This is a genomic window from Streptomyces sp. NPDC050315, from assembly GCF_040655775.1.
GTDB lineage: Bacteria > Actinomycetota > Actinomycetes > Streptomycetales > Streptomycetaceae > Streptomyces.
Map to the genome: position 1 here is coordinate 908,486 of NZ_JBFAKN010000001.1, position 18,121 is coordinate 926,606.

Below are 18,121 nucleotides of genomic sequence, written 5' to 3' on the forward strand. Positions count from 1 at the left end.
TCGCGAGCCCGCGGAGGTGGACACCCATGCCCCCACTGACGAGGAAGAAGGCCGGAGATGACACCGACCAATCCCTTGGGAAGAGGCTCCGGCCTCTTCCGCCGCATCCCCTTCGGGGCCACCGATGACATGGAGCACGGCGGGGGTGGATTGCACCGCACGCTCGGCTTGTGGCAGCTGACGGCGATCGGCCTGGGCGCGATCATCGGCGCGGGTATCTTCTCGCTGGCCGGCGCGGTGGCACACGACATCGCCGGGCCGGGCGTGACGCTCTCGTTCCTCATCGCCGGTGCCGCCAGTGCGGCTGCCGCATTGTGTTACGCCGAGTTCGCCGGGCTGATCCCCCAGGCCGGCTCCGCCTACACCTACGGCTATGCCGTCCTGGGTGAGCTGGCGGGCTGGCTGATCGGCTGGGACCTACTGCTGGAGTACACGGCGATCGTCGCGGTGGTGGCAATCAGCGTCTCCGGATACGCCAACTTCCTGCTCCAGAACCTCGGCATCCATCTGCCGGCGTGGATGCTCGGGGCACCCGGCACCGGCGAAGGCCACCGGGTGGACCTGCTCGCCATGGTGCTGTGCCTGCTGATCACCTTCCTGCTGAGCAGGGGGATCAAGTCCAGCGCCCGCACCGAGACCGTCCTGGTCCTCGTCAAGGTCGCCCTCGTGGTCGCGGTGATCGTGGTCGGCGCCTTCTACTTCGACGCCGACAACCTCCATCCCTATCTGCCGCACGGCTTCGGGGCCGCGGTCACCGGCGCCGCCACCGTCTTCTTCGCCGTCTTCGGCTACGACGCCATGACCACGGCCGCCGAGGAGTCCAAGAACCCCTCCCGCGACCTGCCGCGCGCCATCCTGCTCTCGCTGGCCATCGCCATGGTCCTGTACGTGCTCGCCGCGACCGTACTGACCGGCATGCAGCCCAGCGCGGCCCTGCACCCGGAGAGCGCGTTCGCCCACGCCTTCGCGGCCGTCGGGCTCGACAGCTTCGCGGAGATCCTCGCCGTCGGCGCGATCCTCGGCATCGTCACGGCCATGTTCGCCCAGCTCCTGGGCGCCTCCCGAATCTGCTACGCGATGAGCCGGGACGGCCTGTTGCCGCGCTGGTTCTCCCGCGTCGACACCCGCCGCCAGGTGCCCGCCCGCCCCACCTGGCTGCTCGGCCTCATCGCCGCCGGCATCGCCGGATTCAGCCCGATCGTCACGGCTGCCGAGCTGACCAACATCGGCATCCTGATGGCGTTCGTTGTCGTGTGTGCGGCCGTGATCGTGCTCCGTTTTCGCGCTCCCGACCTGCCCCGCAAGTTCCGCACCCCCTGGGTGCCGTTCGTCCCCCTGCTGGGCATCGGCTTCTCGCTCTACCTGATCAGCAAGCTCCAGCCGGTCACCTGGATCCGGTTCGGCATCTGGGTCGCCATCGGCCTGACCATCTACGGCCTCTACGGCTACCGCAAGTCCCGCCTGGCCACGGCCTCCGGCACGGTCGCCGAGGCAGAAGAGGGCCACGCGGGCGAGGCGGGTGAGGACGCCCCCCGTCCGGTGCGCAGCTGACGGCACGCTTGCCAGGTTCGTCGACGCCGTACGGTTCTGCCCCGACCGGCCGATGGCCCGCATGACATCCACACGATCCAGGAAGGACCTCATGACCATCCCTCAGGTATCCACCATCGACTACCACACCGGCGGCGAGCCGTTCCGTATCGTCCCCGAGCCGCCGGTCGCCGTCGAAGGGGCCACCGTCGCCGAGCGCCGCATGTTTGCCATCAGCGATCCCGAGGTGGACAACCTGCGCAAGCTGCTGTGCTCCGAGCCTCGCGGGCACGCCGATATGTACGGCGGATTCATCACCCCGCCCGACGACACCGGCGCCCACTTCGGAGTGCTGTTCTGGCACAAGGACGGCTTCTCGACCGCATGCGGCCATGGCTCCATCGCGCTCGCCGTCTGGGCCGTGCAGACCGGCCTGGTCGAGCGCGACCCGTCCGGCATCACCACGGTCATCATCGACGTCCCCTCCGGCCGGGTCACCCTGCGCGTACACACGGCCGATGAACGGATCACCGGCGTCGACTTCGTCAATGTCCCCAGCTACCGGCTCCACGAGAAGGTCACCGTCGCGACCTCGCGCGGGGATGTCGTCGTCGACATCGCCTACGGCGGTGCCATCTACGCGCACCTGAGGGCCGCCGACGTGGGCCTGGCCGTCACTCCCGAGCGCTACACCGACCTCATCGCGATCGGGCGCGAGGTGAAGTGGGCGCTGAACGACACCGAGTACGCCCGTCATCCCTCCGACGACCGTCTCAGCGGTATCTACGGCACGATCCTCTTCGACGACCTCGGCACCAACGAGGACGGCAACCCGCACCAGCGCAACATGACCGTCTTCGCCGACGGCCAGGTCGACCGCTCCCCGTGCGGCTCCGGCACCTGCTCACGCGTCGCCGTGCTGGCGGCGACCGGTCACCTCAAGCCGGGCCAGGCCCTCGTCCATGACTCGATCGTCGGCACCCGGTTCCACGCCCGGATCGTCGAAGAGCTGACCGCCGACGGTTACTCCGCTGTCGTTCCGGAGGTCACCGGCACGGCGTACCGGACCGGCGAGCATCGCTTCGAGATCGACCCGGCAGACGACCTCGGCACCGGGTTCGTACTCCGGTAACCGGCCTGCCAACCGACTGAGGGAGGCGTGCGTGCAGCTTCCGCTCTACGCACGCCTCCCTCAACGGACTGCGGTGGCCCACGCCGGCCTTCGCTCCCTCAGGAGCCGCTCTCGGTTCGTCCCGCCCAGATGCCGCGGCTGTGGGCAAGGTGATTGCGCATGAGTTCGGCGGCCAGCTCGCTATCGCCGGACTCGATGGCATCCACGATCTCGATGTGCTCCTCGCCGGAACGGGTCAACTCACCCTGGTCCGCGAGCTTCTGAAGGCCCTGCATACGGGCCTGGTCGCGCAGCTGGCCGACCATCGTGACCAGACGGCGATTGCCCAGCAACTCCAGCAGCCCCAGGTGGAACTGCCGGTCGAAGTCGAGGAAGGAGGTCAGATCCCCTTCCCGGGCGGCCTCGGTGATCTGCTCGGCCAGCCGCCGGAACTGCGGGATGGGCCCGCCGTCGAGGAGTTCGGCGACCTCGGACATCGCCGGCGCTTCGAGCATGGTGCGCAGCCGGAAGATCTCGTCCAGATCGTGATCGGTGAGGGCCGGCACCCGAAATCCCCGGTTACGGATGACCTCGACGATGCCGAGGTTGGCGAGGTCCATGACCGCTTCCCGGACCGGTGTGACCGAGACACCGAGCGCGGCTGCCACGTTGATGACGCTCTCCACCTGTCCCGGCTCGATCTCTCCGAGCACGATCCGGGTCCGCAACGCCTCCCGCGCCTGTTCTCGGAGGCTGACCGACTTGAGCTGGGGAACGGCGGCTGCCGGACGAGATGTAGTCACGCCTTATGCATAACACGACGGCGCCGGGACCGTCGACAAACCAGCCCTACGTAAGGTGTAATACCTTACTGCGTTCGTCCTGCTCAACGCGGACGAGGAGATCCAACGGACGGAGAGTTCCATGAAGACCATCAACCTCAGCGCGCAAGAGGTCCGTGAGGCCGTTTCGATGCGTGAGGCGATCGACGCCGTGCGCCGCGGCTTCGTCGACCTGGCAGGTGGAGAGTTCGAGATGCCCACGCGCACCGCGCTGCGCAACGGTCAGTTCCTCGTGATGTCCGCCCACCACCGGCCGACCGAGTCCGCCATGATCAAGACCTTGAGCCTGAACTTCGACCGCGTGCCGGCCATCGCCGGCACCGTCACCTGGAGCACCCTCGACAAGGTCGACAGCCTGATCGCCGACGCCGGCGCCGTCACCACCCTGCGCACCGGCGCGGCGGTCGGCGTCGCGACCGACCTCCTCGCCGCACCCGACGCCGACCGACTCACCCTGATAGGCGCCGGCGGCCAGGCCCCCGACCAGGTGCGCGCCGTCCACACCGTTCGCCCGCTGCGCCACCTGACCATCGTCGACACCAACACCGAACGCGCCGGGGCACTCGCCGACACCCTGCAGGCCGAGCTGGACGGCACCGAGATCCGCACCGCCACCGACCCGGCCGCGGCCGTCAGCGACGCCCACATCGTGTGCTGCGCCACCCCCGCGACCAGCCCGCTCTTCCCCGAGTCCGCGCTGCCCGCGCAGGTGCACGTCAACGCCATCGGCGCCTTCCGCCCCACCATGCGCGAACTGCCCGACGAACTCCTCGCCAACAGCACGGTGATCATCGACGAACTCGACGCCATCCTTGAGGAGTCCGGCGAGATCCTCCACGCCCTCGAAGCCGGCGCCATCACCAAGGACGACCTCACCGAACTGGGCCCCGCCCTGACCGCCGCCCCCACCGACCACGGCAAGCGCACCGTGTTCAAGACCGTCGGCGTCGCCATGCAGGACTGGGCCATCGCCCGGCTCCTGGCCGACAAGTTCCTCAGCTGATCCATTCCGCGGGTGCTCCCCCACTCCAGCACGACACCCCGCAGCGAGCCCGCTCCTGCGCCGTCCGTGAGCTCCGCTCGGTTTACGCGCCGTTGCCCGAGCGGTTTCCGGCCCCGGTCACCCATACTCCAGGGCGGCCGGGGCCCCTTTCGTGTTCATCCCCTTTTCCTTGCTTCCTGGAGGTGGCCCCGTGCTGGGTCCCGTGATTCTCGCCGCGTCGCGGAGCGACCGGATACGACGCCTGATCTCCGCGGCCCCGATGACCAAACGCGTCGTCGACCGCTTCATCCCCGGGAAGACGGTCGACGAGGTCGTCCCGATCATCGAGGGCCTCACCACCAAGGGCCTCGAACTGACCATGGACGTCGTCGGAGAGGACATCACCGCCCCGGAGCAGGCTACGGCTGCCCGCGACACATACCTGGAGCTGATCGACCGACTCAGCGCCCTCGAACTCGGCGAGAGGGTCGAGATGTCGGTGAAGCTGTCGATGTTCGGCCAGGCCCTGGAGGGCGGCCACGACCTGGCCCTGAAAAACGTCCGCCCGGTCGTCGAGGCCGCCGCCGCGATCGGTACGACCGTCACGCTCGACGCGGAGGAGCACACCACCCTCGGCTCGATGTTCGACATCCACGAGGAGCTGCGGAAGGACTTCCCGCAGACCGGCTGCGTCATCCAGGCGTACCTGTTCCGCACCGAGGACGACGCCCGCCGCCTCGCCGCGAACGGCAGCCGGGTCCGCCTGGTGAAGGGCGCATACAAGGAACCGACCTCCGTCGCACTCCAGCAGAAGGCGGAGATCGACAAGGCGTACGTCCGCATCCTGCAGATCCTGATGGACGGCGACGGATACCCGATGATCGGCTCTCACGACCCGCGCCTGATCTCCGTCACCCAAGAACTGGCCCGCAAGGCCGGCCGCAAGCCCGACCAGTACGAATTCCAGATGCTCTACGGCATCCGCACCGACGAGCACCTGCGGCTCGCCGCCGCAGGCCACCGTATGCGCGTGTACACCGCCTACGGCACCGATTGGTACGGCTACTTCATGCGCCGCCTCGCGGAGAAGCCCGCCAACCTGCGCTTTTTCCTCCGCTCCATGCTCAGCAACGGCTGAACCCCCGGCGGGCGTCGGCGCACTGGGCAACTTCGGGACGTGCGCTCGACGGGACAGCGGTTGCGCAGACTGCGCGAGGCTGCCGCTGTACCCCGGCCACTCTCACCAACGTCGACGCCCTGGTAGAACGTCTGAGCCGTTACGGCAGGAACCGCCCGCAAGAAGTGCCGCGGCATCAACCGGGGCTGCCGGCCGGTACACGTGCAGACCGCCGGTCCGGGATGACGGCCGACGTCAGGAAGGCTGGCGGGTCGGCATGATGGCCGGCGTTGGGTCGGCGGTGCCGAGCTCGGCGGCCACGCGGTCGGCGGCGGCCTGGACGGCGGCCGCATCGGTCACGTCGACGGTGATCGCAGCGCGCTGCCGCCGACCTTCTCAATCTCGGCCACCAGGCTCTCCAGGCGCTCCAGGCGGCGTACGAGGACAGCGACCTTGGCGCCGAGGTCAGCGAGGCGATCACTCCGCTCGGCGAGCCCGACACCATCGAGAACCCCAAACCCGGCGAAGTCATCTACGCCGACACCACCGGCGTCCTGGCCCGCCACTTGAACCACCGTAACGCCCACCGCACCTGCGTCACCAAGGACTCCACGCACGTCGCGTTCGTACTCGAAACCCTCCACGCCGGTGCGCCTGCAGCCAACTACCGAGCACGTGCCACATTTCCACGGCTTGTATGACCCCCAGCGCCTCTGACCATGCGCCGAGATGCGCGGCACAAGTACTCTCTCTCGGCTACAGCGGGATGGACAGCCGTTCCGCCCAAACGTGTGCTGCCTCATGCAGTGGCAGACGGAGCGACGGGTCCACGAGGTCGAACAAGTCCGTGGCCAGAAGCAGCTGTTGGACCGGCGGTGCGGGGCGCCGCGGGAGGAGCACGTCGGACACCTGATGGAGCAGCTGCGGTGTTCTGGTGATCCAGCCAACAGTGTCGAACGAGGGCGCAAGACCGACCCGACCGGCATTGGAGACCAGACCACGTGTGCGTAGCAGGCTGTAAAGCCCACAGTAGGAGGTCAGCACCCGCGCCGAGCCCGCCGTGTCGGAGCCCAGGCCGATGTCGGCCAGCCCCAGGGCAACAGCGCTTGCGGAGCCGCTCGATGCCCCCCAGGTGCCCGCCCGGGCACTGCTGGATTCTGCGGCATGCCGTAGTGCATGTTGAGCCCGAACACGCCACAAGCCAGTTCATCTGTCTGCGAGATACCTGTGACGTCGGCCCCTGCCTCAAGCAACGCCTGGACGGTCGCGGCGCGGGCGGACTCTACCGGCGCCTCGCGCAGCCACGCCGGATTGCCCATCCCGATCGCATGGCCGGCGACGGCGAAGAGATCCTTCACTGCGACTCTCGAGCCGGCCAGCGAACCCCTCCTGAGCGTCGCGACCAGCGGGTCACCGACAACCCGCCAGACCGATGAGTCGATCTCCCCTGCCGCCGAGCCGTCACCGCGGTGGGCGTTTGTCGCCTCGCCGCTGTCGTCGCGGAGCGCGATCAGTGGCGGATTGTTGGCCGCGACAGGGCTCGGCTGCTGGACAGACATGAGTGACCTCCATGTGATCGGGAGGGAAGCCCGAACGACCGCGTGTGCAGGGGAACCGGCTGAAGTCGGCTTCGATGACGACGCGGTCACCGCTCCTGCGGCACCGTTCACGTCCTCGCTGGTCGAGGACCGGGGGCTATTCCGGCCAGGCAGAGTTCTTGATGACCTCGACGAAGTTGCCGCGGACGAATCCGGGCACATAGTGGGCGAGCACGTCGGCCTTGACGTTGCCGAACGTCGTCTCGGGGCGATCCTTGATGCCTTCGGTGAACGCTGCGAGGATCCGATTCTTGAAGTCCGGGCGGGGATGAGCAGCCACGACGGCGGCGCGATGCTCGTCGGAGACGGTGTGGTAGCCGATGCCCAGCACGTCCAGTTCCACTCCCCGGGTGACCAGGGCGATCTCGGGGGCCATGTGCAGCGGGATCTCCGGTGTGGTGTGCAGGGCGATCGCCGTCCAGACTCGGTCGACCTCCTCACCGGTGATGTCGTGGGTGTGCAGGAACCGCCGCGCCTCGTCGGCACCGTCGATCTCGAAACGCTGATCGGTGCGGCGGAACCGTTCGGTCAGCCCCAGGTCATGGAACATCGCTCCGACGTACAGCAGCTCCGGATCGAAGCGAAGGCCCTCTTCGCGCCCCCGCAGCGATCCCCAGAGGAACACTCGCCGGGAGTGGTCGAACAGCAGCGGTGACGCTGCCTCACGGACAAGTTCGGTCGCCTCCCGCGCCAGGGCGCTGTCCGGGATCCGCACGTCCGCGATCGTCTCGTTCATATTCTCTGTCCACTTCCTCGTGCTGACTTTCCGACTTCCAGCCTGGCGGGCCGCGTATCCTGGCGCCATGTCCTTTCTGACAGAGAACCCTCAGATTCAGACATGACGCATCGTGTGGGCTTCGTGGTCTTCGACGGTGTGACCATGCTGGATGTCAGTGGCCCCGCGGAGGTGCTGCACCAAGCGGGCCGGCTCGGCCACCACTACGATCTGATCCTGATTTCCGCGCACGGTGGGAAGGTCACCACTTCGACCGGGATGCCGCTGAGCGGCACGGTGACGGCGGCCGAAGCCGGCGAGATCGACACCGTGCTCGTGGCTGGAGGTGACCGCCTGGCCGAGCAGCCGGTGGATGCAGGGCTGCTGGCGACGATCCGGACTGCGGCCGCGCGAGCGACGCGGGTCGCCTCGGTGTGCACCGGCGCTTTCGCCCTGGCCGACCTCGGCCTGCTCGACGGGCGCCGGGCGACCACTCACTGGCGGCATGCCGACACACTCGCCCGCCGTCACCCCCAGATACGCGTCGAGCCAGATGCGATCCATGTCCGGGACGGGCGGTACATCACCTCCGCAGGTGTCAGCGCCGGCATCGATCTGACACTGGCCCTCGTCGAGGACGACCACGGAGCCGATACAGCCCGCCGCATCGCACGTGAACTGGTGGTGTTCCTGCAGCGTCCGGGCGGACAGTCACAATTCAGCACCGCCACCACTCCGCCCGCCCGCAACAAGCTACTGCACACCTTGATCAACTCCGTGCTGGCAGACCCGGCCGCCGACCACGGTCTGCCATCCATGGCCCGCGCTGCGGCCGTCAGCCCCCGGCACCTGACCCGGTTGTTCCACACCGAACTGGGCACCACCCCCGCCCGCTGGGTCGAGCGCGTCCGTCTCGACCGCGCCCAACAGCTGCTCCTCGACGGGCAGAGCGTCACCTCGGCAGCCCGGCACAGCGGATTCGGCAGCGACGAAACCCTCCGTCGTGTCTTCGACCGCCACCTCGGCATCACCCCCACCGCCTACCGCCAACGCTTCGCCACCACCGGCACAGCCAGGAACGCGATCCCGACAATCGAGGACACGGTGGAAGACCCCACTGCCTGAGCAGCACCGGGCAGCAGCACAACCACGGCCAGGCCATCACTCAATGTCACTGCCTGGCGGTCGCGCAATTAGTGGCGGACTCGGTGATGAAGTTGCCGCCAAGCCGCTCGCCATCCTTGCCGAGGAACACGGATGTGGACGAAAGCGCCCGTACATGGCCGGCTCAGACAACCCAATCTGGACGGAGGCAGCGTTCGTTAAAGGGCCTCTTAGCGAAGAGGACTGGAACCGCAATCGTCTGGCTCGCCGCCTTCTCGCCGGGAGCGGGCAGGCCGTTGCCGCCGAGCGGGCCAGGGGTGGCACAGGTGCCGGAGGCGTCGATGACGGCGCGGGCGGTGATCCGCTCTTCGGTCCCGTCGGCGCGGCGGACGTGGGTGATGAAGGGCTGCTCGCCGCGGTCGGCGTCCACGACGCAGTCGCGTCCGGCGCGGGAGACGCCGGTGACGCGGGTATCGAAGCGGACCGTGCGTCCGACATCCGACTAGAGAGGGTGGCCATGCCCAACGTCACCGCTCAGCAGTGCGCCACTGCCTGGGGCATCAGCCCCTCATACACACGTCGACTGCTCGCCCCTGCAGGCGGTGGGCCGCGATCTGTGGATAACGGCGCCTCGGACGGGTCGGCCGAAGACCAGGGCAATGGCAGCAAGCGGTGGCCAGATCGGGATATCCGGCGGTAATGAGCTCGTCGGTCATCAGGGCAAGTCGACGCATCCGGTGCTGATTCAGCCCCTGCCTATACGAGATTCGCGATCCGTCGGATGGCTTGTCATCACCCAAACACCCCGTTGCCCCGAGAGGTAGCTGTTGGGTGTCGGACCCAACAGCCCGCCTCACAGCGCGTTCTGCGTGCCGAGGGAGCGGTCCCAGCGAGCCTCGAGCGCCTTGAGAAGGCGCGTGTTGATCTTATTGGCGACGTGGGAGTAGATGTCGTCGATCTCGTCGGTCATGACGTGGCCGAGACGGCGGGCCTGGGCGACTTCGGGGATGTTGTCCTCGATGAGCCAAGTCTTGTGGGAGTGGCGCAGGCCGTGGAAGGTCAGACCGGGCTTGAGGGGCCGCCAGACGGTTCCGTCGGGGAAGGTGTGGCCGTGGACGGCGGGGGCCCAGACGCGGCGCTGGAAGGTAGAACGGCGGTGGAGTTTGCCCTGCACCGTGGTGAAGACATGATCGCGACGGTGGGCGCCCAGATCTTGCTCGAGGAGACCGATCAGGAAGGGCGGAAGGGTGACGTCGCGGACAGAGGCCGCGGTCTTGGGTGGACCGTAGGAGTGGTGGCCGTTGATCTCGTGGAGGGCCCCGTGCTCGGGGTGGATGTGGAGAGTTCCCCTGACGAGGTCGAGGGCGGATCGGCGTAGGCCGACGAGTTCGCCCCAGCGCATGCCGGTGTAGGCAGCGGTGATGACGAGGAGGGCGTGATTGGTGTTGCTGAGGTGCGTCACGCGTCGGGCGATGGCGAGGACTTCATATTCGTCGGCCCAGGCCGCTTCGTCGCGGCGGGTACGGCCGCGTTGGCGGGGCAGACGGACGGGGTTGACTGGGATGAGGCGTTCGAAGACGGCGGCGGAGAGGATCAGGCTGAGGAGTTTGCCGATGGACGCCACGGTGGAGGGCTTGTAGCGGTCTTTAAGCTGCTTGAGCCAGATGTTGACGCCGGTCGGGGCGATCTCGTCCAGCGGCGTGGGGCCCCAGGTCGGCAGAAGGTGGTTTTTGAGCAAGCTGCGGTAGCCGGCCGCGGTGTTGGGGCCGACTTCGATGCTGCACCACCATTTGTCCGCCCACTGGGCGAAAGTCATCCCCGTCGGCGGGGGCGCGACCAGAGGTACGGATTGTGTCAGTGATGACGAGGTGGAGGAGTCGGGCGGCGCTGCGGGGACGATGGCCGTGGCCTGCAGCGATTCGGCGGGAGGGCGGAAGGTGTTGGCGTAGACGGCGGCTTCTTCTTCGGTGGGGAATGAGGCGGCGGTTGCGGCTTTCCCCGTGTCGGCCCAGTAGCGGACTCTCCAGCGGCGTCCACGTTGTTCGACCCAGGCCATGCGGTTCTCCTTCTCGACGTGTGGTCCATCGGCCCGCACCGGCGGCGTGGCGGGGCCGGGTCCATGGACGCTCCCGCTCGGTCAGAGCGGAACCCGCCAGCCAGCCCGGGTGGGGAGCCGACCCGATCGGGTGATCGCGGGCGTCAGGGCTGTGCGGGGCGGCGGCCGACGCGGATGATCTCTCGCAGGTCCGCCTCGGAGAACCGCAGGTGTCTGCCGATGCGTATGTGCGGGACTGCTCCGGCCGCTGCTTTCTTCCGCAGCCAGGAGGCCGGGATCTGCAGCAGCTCGGCTGCCTGGGTCGCCGTATACAGCCGCAGTCCCGGAGCTGCGGCTTCCGCAGACCGCGGCGCCGCAGGCCGGTTCGTTGCACGTACCGCTGGTGGGTGTGCGGGCTGGTTCCGTGGTGATGCCGATTGCGGTGGTCGTGCTTGCCGGGCCAGAGGTGGAGGTGCCCCGGTGATCGGGGGCTCAGGCGTCTCTCCAGGCGGCTCTGGTGCCTTGGGCGTCTTCCCCCGCGGGGCCGACGTTGTAGGTGGGCGGGGTTGATCGGTGGGCGTCAGGCCCAACACCGTTGGCAGATCTTTCGTTCTCGTGCGTGCCGCACGCCGCCCGTGTGTGCGAAAACCGTCAGCACCAGCAGGCGAGGCGCTACTCATCCCACACTCCATGGGGTACCGCTGACCTGCCACTGTGCGGGCCTGCACCCGTCCCGGGGCAAGCCCAGGCATGCCCTCTGTCGTAGCTCGCCTTCACCGCAGAGCATGGGCCGAAGCCTGGGGACCGCATCTTCCGGTGGACAGCGGCGCGGAACTTCAGCCGCACGACGTCGGCACCCATCGACAAGGGCGGTACGGCATCGAGGCACTCATCCGTTGCTGTACCGTCCGCAGTTCGCCCCTCGGACAGCACGGTCGGCATGGCGGCAAGCTCCGAGACCTCCATCATTGCGCCTCGTTCGAGCGTGCTGCAGCGGCGGGCAATCGCGCCAGGGCGTGCTGGTGATACCTCTCGACGATGTCGATGCCGACGTATGCGCGGCCCAGCTGCAGGGCCGCATCCCCTGTCGTGCCGCTGCCGGAGAAGAGATCGGAGACGGTCCCGCCGGGGCGGCATCCAGAGGCGATGCAGCGCAGCGGCATGTCGATCGGGAACGCGGCGGTATGCGCGTGCCGGGTGGGGCGTGTGGCAATGTCCCAAACTGTGCCGGGGTTGCGGCCCTTGAGGTGCGCGACGGTGTGGCGGGCCCTGGTGGGTTGGAGGTTGGGGCCAAGTGCTTCAGAGCAGAGGGAGGTTGGGGGCCAGATGCCGGTGGCGGTGTTGGGCTTGTTCGCGGTGCGATGCGCTCGGCGGGAGAGCGCGCGGTCGCCGGTATAGGGCTGGCGAATCGGGTCCAGATCGAAGTGGTACGCGGGCTGTTTGGTGAGGAGGAAGAGGTGTTCGTGGCGGCGGGAGAGCCGGTCGCGGACGGATTCCGGTACGGCGTTGGGTTTGTGCCAGACGATCTCGTTGCACAACAGCCAGCCGTCCTCCTGCAGGGCCAGGGCCACGCGCCAAGGGAGGCCGAGCAGATTCTTCGGCCTGGGGCGGGCGTCACTATGGGGCGCGTACCGGTCGCCGAGGTTGAGCCACAAGGTGCCGTTGTCAGCCAGGACTCGGTGGGCGGCGGTGAACACTGCGCGCAAAGCTTCAATGTATGTCTCGGCGGTGGTCTCCTGGCCCAGTTGTTCGGGGACGCCTTCGTAGTCGCGAGTGCGCCAGTAGGGCGGAGAGGTGACGATGCAGTCCACCGAGCCGGGCGGCAGGAGTGCCAGCGTTGTGGCGGCGTCGCCGAGATACAGGGTGATGTGCTGGTCGCTGTACCAGGGGGTGGCGCCGGGTGCCGTCGCGCTCATGATCCGCTCCAGTGCGCGGCGTCCGGCCAGGACGGCTCGGGCGGGGGCGTGGGTGTGGCGGTGAAGACGAGGACGTCCTCATGGACGATCAGGTGGAGGGGGACGCCGGCGGCGCGGGCGTCGCGGATGTTCTTGAGCTGGAAGAAGGACGGGCGGGCGACGAGGTGGCCGTCGCGGAGGCCGGCGAGGAGGGCGACGCAGCGTTCGACGGGGGTGAGGCCGGCGTTGCGGCCGGCGGCGATGACAGCGGAGGGGAGGTCGACGAGTTCGCCGCGTTCACGCCAGGGCCGGGTGGTGATGGCGACATGGCCGTCGGGGCGGAGCAGGCGGCGGCATTCGGCGAGGACGGTGGTGAAGGCGTCCAGGAGTGCGTCGGTGCCGGCGTGGGCGAGGTTGGCGGGGTCGTGGCTGTAGCGGTAGTCGAATTTCGCCACGCCGCGTCGTCCCGATTCGCGGGTGGAGACGACCTGCCCGTGGAGAGAGGCGCCGTACGGGGGAGAAGTGAGTACGAGCGCCACTTTGCCGCGGTGGGCGGGGGCGAGGGTGCGGGTGAGGTGGCGGGCGTCGGCGCAGATGACCTTGCCGGTGCCGGTGTCGCCGCGTCTGCGGGCGGCGGCGAGGTTGGTGCGGGCGGTGATGGCCCAGCGGGGTTCGTACTCCACGCCGATCGCGTTGCGGCCCTGGCGTACTGCTTCGACGAGGGTTGTGCCGATGCCGCACATCGGGTCCAGGACCAGGTCGCCGGGCCGTGTGTAGTGGGTGATGGCGTGGGCGGCGATGGCCGGGAGCATCTTCGCCGGGTGCGCGGTAGAGGCGGGATGGTAGCCGCCGTTGCTGCGCTGGGTGCGTGCGTCGCGCTGGGCGGTGATCCACACCGAGGTGGGCAGGTCGGCCGGCGAGCGCTCAGTCATCGCTCGCTCCCGGGCCCGGTGCGACGAAGATCAGCAGGTCGCTGTGGACAGCCAGGTGGGCACTGTCCGAGCCGGTGGGTCGGTGAAGGTGCGTGTGCCGGTGCGGCACGAGCCGGTCGCCGACGGCGTTGGCGTGGACGGCGACGATGTGCTGGAGGTAGATCAGCCCGGTCGCGCGGGCGTGGGCGACCAGGTCGCCGCAGCGGGGCCGGAAGCGGCCATCGACCGTCCGGCTGGTGGTGAGCACGGCCATGATCCCGCCAGGCGCGAGGGCGTTCGCGGCGTCGCGGATCAGGCTCTCGGCGTGGAGTGCATGGTACTCGCAGATGACGGTCAGGCGGCGCGGCCGGCCGTCCGAGAGCGCGGGATGTATGCCGGTACAGGGAGTGGTGCGTCGGTGGGGCGAACGCGCGGGTTCGGCTCGTTGACCGGTTCGGCTGCAGGAGCGCTTTGACGGCCGCTGGAATTCGGCGGCAATCCGGTCGAGTATCCAAGGCCGGCACGGCCATTCTTCCCGGGGTGATGGTGCGCCGGTGTGCGGTTCGGGGAGCCATACGGTGTGCGGCGGGAGGGGAGCCCGCGAATGTGTGCGGGAGGGGGTTTTGGGCATTGCCACGCCTCTTTCTCGGTTCGTGGCCGGCTTGGGCACCCCTGGAACTACAAAAAGAGGTCGGATTGCGACCTGGAGATTCCGTAACGATTCGTCCGCGGGAGTACAGGGCCTCAGAGTGTCGGTAGGCGCGGTCCTCGCCTCGGGCTTCGTCGCACCAGGTCCGCAGGTCGGGAGTGTGCTGTCAGTGATGTGTGAGTGGCCTGACAGTCAGGTGTGAGTGCCTTCGTCGGCATGCCGCCCCGGGGCCGTTGGGCGCGATTTCCTGCGTGGGAATTGACATCGATGTGTCAGTGGATTGCCATTCGCGTGCATGTGTTCTGCACGTGGCGGATGCGGTGATGGGTGCGCTCGAAATCGCAATTTTGGGAGCGGAGGAGCGCACCATGCCCACGGCATCTATCTCGGCGACGAAAATATCTCCCTTGCGGGCGGCTGAGTCGACGTTTCGACTGCTGGCCACCGGATCCAACCCACTGAGCATCGATGGCACCGATATCGGCCACGGTCTTCCGGCCCGTGCGATTGCGCTGGATGAGCTGCGGGTGATCCTGCTGCACCCCGCATGCGGTTACGCGGCGCGTGAGGCGGCCTGGCGGCACGTCGTGCGCCGCGCCCGTACTGAGGGTGGGCTGTGGACAGTCGCCGCGGTGGGGCTGGCGATGCCGGGTCTCAAGCGCATCGTCGCGAAGATCCCCGCGGCGGCTCCGGTGGATGTCGAGGAGGTCGAGCAGGAGATGCTCGCCGCGTTCCTCGACGAGCTGGCGGTGCTGGATGAGGCCGAGGACCGGATCCCGGGCCGGCTGTGCTGGGCGGCGCACCGCACGGCCCGCCGCCTGTGGTACCGAGCCTGCGCGGACGCCGGACGGCACGTCCCGCTGGCCGACTCGGCCGCGCCACCGCCTCCGTACGGGCATCCCGATCTCGTGCTGAGCCGTGCCGTGGCCGCGGCAGTGATAACGCGGGCGGAGGCGGAGCTGATCGGGCGCACGCGCCTGGAGGACGTATCGGTCCGCACGGTCGCGGCCGAGCGTGGGGTGAGCGAGCGGCACATCTATCGGCTGCGGTCGCGGGCCGAGCACCGGCTGCTGGTCGCCCTGCGCGGCGGAAAGCTGTGACGCCGCCGGAGCGCCGTGACGCCTGTCCCACCGAAATTGCTTCGGGCCCACAGGTCAGTTTCGGCGTCCGGTTTGTAGTTCGTGGGTGCGGGATCGCTCGTCGCGCTCCTGCCCCGGCGGCGTCGCTCGCCCCGGGGCTGTCGCCGTACGGAGAGGAAGGGCCGGCCATGGTCGTATGCCGCATCCGTGTCCGCTCGCGAAGGCTCGTCCGGTCCGGGTGGGCCGCGGCGGTGCTGGCCGTTGCCGTCCCGCTTCTGCTGCTGGCCGTGCCGGCGAGCGCGCATGCCGCGGAGCTCGCGGTCAATGACATTCCCACCACGGTGAAGAACCTGCGGAACTGGCTGGTGGGGATCCTGGCCGTGCTGGCCACCTTGTTCCTGACCATCGGCGGGCTGCGCTATCTGCTCGGAGGCGGGGAGCCGGGCGAGGTGGAGAAGGCGAAGGGGGCGCTTCGCTGCGCGGCCATCGGCTACGCCCTGGCGCTCCTGGCTCCCGTGATCGTCGAGGTGCTCAACAAGGTGGTCGGCGCCTGATGTGCCCCCTCCGCTCCCGGTTCGGAGCATTGCGCCACCGGCCCTCGCGCCGGATGCGGCGACGGGCGGGTGTGGCGGGGGCCCTTGTATGGGTCTGCATCTGTGTCTGCCTGGGAGTGCTCGCCGCAGGGACCGCGGAGGCGGCCGACGGGGCGACGGATCCGGTAACGGCCGCGGACGCGGGTCCGGTGGCGGCAGTACCGATGGATCCCACACCGCCGGTACCGACTCCCGGACCGTCTCGGAATCCCAGTGCATCGCCGGAGCCGCCACCAACGCCCGGCCCGTCACCCACACCGCCCGGCAGCACATCCGCCACCGGCCTAGCGGCTCCGTCATCGCCTACGGAGCCTGGACCCGACTCGCCTGGACTGTTCGACATCCCTGGTCAGATCAAGAAGGCAATCAGCTCCTGGCTGGCCGATCTCATCCGTCCTCTGGTCGAGCCGCTCATGGCCGGCATCGCCAAGGTCGTACTCACCGTGCCGGACGTCGCGCACATGAAGAGCGTCAAAGAGCTGTGGCAGCGGTCTCAATGGATCGCCAACACCCTGGCCATCCTGTTCGTGCTGGCGGCCGGTATCACGGCCATGGGCTTTGAGTCGCTGCAGACCCGCTGGCAGGTCCGTGAGCTGCTGCCGCGCCTGGCCGTTGGCGTATTCGCCGCCAATCTCTCCTTCGAGCTGATCACCCGGATCATCGCGCTGGGCAATGCGCTGGCGCTCGGCATCTACGGCAAGGCCGCCTCGGCCGACGACGTCGCGACGTTGCTGATCAATCTCTTGACTCCGGGCAAGTTGGGGGCGATCTACCGGAATGTCTTCGGCCTGGTCGTGGTCATCCTCGCCGCCGTACTGCTCGCCACGGTCATCGTCCGTATCACGGCGTTCGCGATGCTCGTGGTGGCTGCCCCGTTGCTGCTGATGTGCCACGCCCACCCGGTCACCGATCCCCTGGCCCGGCTGTGGTGGCGCGCACTGTGCGGATGCCTCGGTGCCCAGATCGCCCAGGCCCTCGCCCTGGCCGTGGCGATCAAGGTCCTCCTGAACCCGGAGAACATCAACTCCTTCGGGCTGCCGACCATCGGCGGCACGCTGAACATGCTGATCCTGTGCTGCGTGCTCTACCTCCTGCTGAAGATCCCTGCCTGGATCCTCCGGCTCGTGCTGGGTACCTCACCGGGGCGCCTGATCTGGACCACGGTCAAGTACGTCGTCCTGGTACGCAAACTGCCGGGCGTTGGCAGCAGCGGCGGTTTCGGCGGCCGCGGGGCGACCGGCGCGAGGAGGGGCGGCGGCGGTACCGGGCGTCGCGGAGGCGGTAGCGGTAGGTCGGGTGGCCCACGAGGTGGCGGTCCGGGCCGTCCCGGATCTGGTTCACCCGGGGGACGAGGACTGGGCGGCGGAACGGGACAGTCGCCGCGACCTGCCCCTGGCCGCCGCGCACCGGGCGGGTCAGCCGCGCCAGCCGGGACGGGTGGGGGCACACCCCCTTCGCCTCCTCCGGCGGGCGGTCCGTCGGCCGGAGCTCCGCCTGGCGGACGGCGGCATCCGCGCAGTACGCCTCGCCCCAGTACATCCTCGGCCACACAGCCGCCGTTCAACGCCGAACCCACCCGCGCGGTCCCCGACACTGGCGCCGGAGGACGGACGTCGCCTGCCGCAACTCCTGCCCGCCCTCCGGCCTCCTTGCCGCGGCCCGCGAGAGTTCCGGCGCGCCGGATCGGGCCGGCTGATACGGCTCCGGGAGGTTCTTCGACACCCCCGCCCGTGACACCTTCTCGCCCTACCGTCCGACCTGCGGCAACCGGTGGGCCCCGTCCCGTCCGGGCCACACCGCCACCCCGTGTCCTGCGACCGGCCCGTCTCGACCCACCGCTGCCTCCGCCACCGCCCCCGCGCCGCCACCCCCGACGGCGCCAGCCGTAACCGACCGCACAGCCCACAGCCACAACGACTGCGCCCGCCCCGCACTTTGCCGTACCGGCAAAAGGATGAGT

Annotated in this window: 15 protein-coding genes and 3 pseudogenes; 9 read left to right on the forward strand and 9 right to left on the reverse strand. The window is 68.9% G+C overall.

Features of this window, described 5'->3' with window-relative positions:
- The first annotated feature begins 129 nt into the window (after positions 1-129).
- Both AB0I82_RS04005 and AB0I82_RS04010 read left to right on the forward strand, forming a co-directional pair.
- Positions 130-1,551: an amino acid permease gene (locus tag AB0I82_RS04005; protein WP_363256064.1), complete on the forward strand. Its 1,422-nt coding sequence runs from the start codon at positions 130-132 to the stop codon at positions 1,549-1,551.
- Between the two features lie 91 nt (positions 1,552-1,642).
- Complete coding sequence (locus AB0I82_RS04010) at positions 1,643-2,662, forward strand: proline racemase family protein (RefSeq protein WP_363255475.1); 1,020 nt, start codon at positions 1,643-1,645, stop codon at positions 2,660-2,662.
- A gap of 98 nt (positions 2,663-2,760) precedes the next feature.
- Here AB0I82_RS04010 and AB0I82_RS04015 read toward each other — a convergent pair whose 3' ends face one another.
- A complete protein-coding gene (locus AB0I82_RS04015; protein WP_363255477.1) occupies positions 2,761-3,444 on the reverse strand; it encodes a GntR family transcriptional regulator in 684 nt (227 codons plus the stop codon).
- Positions 3,445-3,565: 121 nt separating this feature from the next.
- On the opposite strand from AB0I82_RS04015, the gene AB0I82_RS04020 reads away from it, so the two are divergent.
- The 3 genes and pseudogenes from AB0I82_RS04020 to AB0I82_RS04030 all read left to right on the forward strand — a co-directional run.
- On the forward strand, positions 3,566-4,486 hold the full coding sequence (locus tag AB0I82_RS04020; protein ID WP_363255478.1) for an ornithine cyclodeaminase family protein: 921 nt from the start codon (positions 3,566-3,568) through the stop codon (positions 4,484-4,486).
- A 190-nt stretch (positions 4,487-4,676) separates the two neighbouring features.
- The gene (locus AB0I82_RS04025; RefSeq protein WP_363255479.1) at positions 4,677-5,603 is read left to right on the forward strand and encodes a proline dehydrogenase family protein; all 927 of its coding nucleotides are present in this window, start codon (positions 4,677-4,679) and stop codon (positions 5,601-5,603) included.
- Between the two features lie 437 nt (positions 5,604-6,040).
- A pseudogene (locus tag AB0I82_RS04030) lies at positions 6,041-6,229 on the forward strand (hypothetical protein); the annotation flags it as partial.
- Positions 6,230-6,338: 109 nt separating this feature from the next.
- On the opposite strand, the pseudogene AB0I82_RS04035 reads toward AB0I82_RS04030, so the two are convergent.
- Both AB0I82_RS04035 and AB0I82_RS04040 read right to left on the reverse strand, forming a co-directional pair.
- A pseudogene (locus AB0I82_RS04035) lies at positions 6,339-7,342 on the reverse strand (amidase family protein).
- Positions 7,278-7,916: an HD domain-containing protein gene (locus tag AB0I82_RS04040; RefSeq protein ID WP_363255480.1), complete on the reverse strand. Its 639-nt coding sequence runs from the start codon at positions 7,914-7,916 to the stop codon at positions 7,278-7,280. Before AB0I82_RS04040 ends, AB0I82_RS04035 begins: the two are co-directional and overlap by 65 nt.
- A 102-nt stretch (positions 7,917-8,018) precedes the next feature.
- Here AB0I82_RS04040 and AB0I82_RS04045 point away from each other — a divergent pair, with 102 nt between their 5' ends.
- Positions 8,019-9,020, forward strand: a complete 1,002-nt coding sequence (locus AB0I82_RS04045; RefSeq protein ID WP_363255481.1) for a GlxA family transcriptional regulator — start codon at positions 8,019-8,021, stop codon at positions 9,018-9,020.
- A 229-nt stretch (positions 9,021-9,249) separates the two neighbouring features.
- Here the strand turns inward: AB0I82_RS04045 and AB0I82_RS04050 are convergent.
- From AB0I82_RS04050 to AB0I82_RS04075, 6 genes and pseudogenes are all read right to left on the reverse strand, one after another.
- Positions 9,250-9,495: pseudogene (locus AB0I82_RS04050) on the reverse strand (flavoprotein); the annotation flags it as partial.
- Between the two features lie 357 nt (positions 9,496-9,852).
- Complete coding sequence (locus AB0I82_RS04055) at positions 9,853-11,055, reverse strand: tyrosine-type recombinase/integrase (protein WP_363255482.1); 1,203 nt, start codon at positions 11,053-11,055, stop codon at positions 9,853-9,855.
- Between the two features lie 143 nt (positions 11,056-11,198).
- Positions 11,199-11,786, reverse strand: coding sequence for a helix-turn-helix domain-containing protein (locus tag AB0I82_RS04060; protein ID WP_363255483.1), 588 nt, complete (start codon positions 11,784-11,786; stop codon positions 11,199-11,201).
- Positions 11,787-11,999: 213 nt separating this feature from the next.
- Positions 12,000-12,950: a site-specific DNA-methyltransferase gene (locus tag AB0I82_RS04065; protein WP_363255484.1), complete on the reverse strand. Its 951-nt coding sequence runs from the start codon at positions 12,948-12,950 to the stop codon at positions 12,000-12,002.
- Positions 12,947-13,861, reverse strand: coding sequence for a DNA methyltransferase (locus tag AB0I82_RS04070; protein WP_363255485.1), 915 nt, complete (start codon positions 13,859-13,861; stop codon positions 12,947-12,949). The genes AB0I82_RS04065 and AB0I82_RS04070 overlap by 4 nt, the downstream gene beginning before the upstream one ends.
- Positions 13,854-14,114: a hypothetical protein gene (locus AB0I82_RS04075; protein ID WP_363255486.1), complete on the reverse strand. Its 261-nt coding sequence runs from the start codon at positions 14,112-14,114 to the stop codon at positions 13,854-13,856. Before AB0I82_RS04075 ends, AB0I82_RS04070 begins: the two co-directional genes overlap by 8 nt.
- A 743-nt stretch (positions 14,115-14,857) precedes the next feature.
- Here AB0I82_RS04075 and AB0I82_RS04080 point away from each other — a divergent pair.
- From AB0I82_RS04080 to AB0I82_RS04090, 3 genes are all read left to right on the forward strand, one after another.
- On the forward strand, positions 14,858-15,589 hold the full coding sequence (locus AB0I82_RS04080) for a hypothetical protein (protein WP_363255487.1): 732 nt from the start codon (positions 14,858-14,860) through the stop codon (positions 15,587-15,589).
- Positions 15,590-15,819: 230 nt separating this feature from the next.
- Positions 15,820-16,122, forward strand: a complete 303-nt coding sequence (locus AB0I82_RS04085) for a pilin (protein WP_363255488.1) — start codon at positions 15,820-15,822, stop codon at positions 16,120-16,122.
- 482 nt (positions 16,123-16,604) lie between these two features.
- Positions 16,605-18,050: a hypothetical protein gene (locus AB0I82_RS04090; protein ID WP_363255489.1), complete on the forward strand. Its 1,446-nt coding sequence runs from the start codon at positions 16,605-16,607 to the stop codon at positions 18,048-18,050.
- Positions 18,051-18,121 lie beyond the last annotated feature (71 nt).